We start from the raw sequence: 1,166 nt of genomic DNA, 5'->3' as shown, positions 1-1,166 counted from the left end.
GGTGGCTTCGTTCGGAGGCTTTCAGAAACAGTACCAGGTAACGATCGATCCGCACAAGCTGGTGTACTACGACGTGCCTTTGATGGACGTTACCCGGGCTGTCGCTGCCAACAACCGCGATGTAGGGGGCAGCCTGTATGAAATGAATTCTACCAGCTACCTGGTCAGGGGGCTGGGTTATATCGCCAGCCTGGAAGACATTAAGGAAATTTCTATTGGTACTTATAAGTCTATTCCCATCCGCTTAAGTGACATAGCTAATGTACAGATGAGCACTGATCTGCGGCTGGGCATCACCGAAGAGAATGGCGAAGGTGAAGTGGTAGGGGGTATTGTGGTCATGCGCTTCGGGGAAAATGCCCGGGATGTAATTGAGCGGACCAAGGTGAAGATGAAGGAGGTAGAGAGAGGCCTTCCCAAAGGTGTGAAATTCAAGACAGCCTACGACCGCAGCGATCTTATCCTAGCTTCCATCAACACCCTTACAGAAGCACTTTGGCAAATGATCCTGATTGTGTGCATTGTCGTAATTCTATTCTTGTTCAGTTTCCGTACAGGCCTGGTAGCAATCGCCTGTATTCTGCTCTCAGTACTTATCGGCTTTATCCTGATGCGTCTATTCGGGGTTACCTCCAATATCATGTCGCTCGGGGGCATTGCTCTGGCTATAGGGGATGTGGTGGATCCCGCTATTGTGATGGCAGAGAATGCCTACCGGTCCCTTACCAAAAGGGTTTTAAACAATGAAACAGGCAGGTAGTATGGCAGGATCTAAAGAAAATCAGGGGAAAGAGCGTATCGGACACACAAACGAGATACCGGAAGAGGAGCGCGTATCCATTATCGAAAACTCTTCCCGTACACTGGGCCGGTCTGTTTTCTTCTCGGTCCTGATCATGATTATATCCTTTGCGCCTATACTTTTCCTGACAGGCCAGGAAAGGAAGCTGTTTTCGCCCCTGGTGCTTACCAAAACATTTTCGCTTATTGGCGCTGCCATGCTGGCCATTACGGTAGCCCCCATGCTTACAAGGATGCTGGTTAAGGGTAAGCTCATACCGGAGAGCCGTAACCCTGTTTCCAATTTCTTTGTCAGGTTGTACCGGCCGGTTGCCCGCTTTTGCCTGGAGTGGCGCAAAAGCGTGCTGGCTGCTTGCGTCGTCTTA

2 protein-coding genes are annotated in these 1,166 nt (G+C 50.3%); both read left to right on the top strand.

Annotated elements, in window-relative coordinates:
- Positions 1 to 760: efflux RND transporter permease subunit (locus LWP20_RS18165; RefSeq protein ID WP_242929598.1), on the top strand; the 760-nt coding region annotated here is incomplete at its 5' end.
- Position 761: 1 nt separating this feature from the next.
- Positions 762 to 1,166, top strand: a 405-nt coding sequence (locus LWP20_RS18160; protein ID WP_242929597.1) for an efflux RND transporter permease subunit, incomplete at its 3' end; no start/stop codon positions are given.

This window comes from Pontibacter vulgaris, assembly GCF_022758145.1.
Classification (GTDB): domain Bacteria; phylum Bacteroidota; class Bacteroidia; order Cytophagales; family Hymenobacteraceae; genus Pontibacter; species Pontibacter vulgaris.
This window is presented reverse-complemented; position numbering and strand designations above follow the sequence as displayed.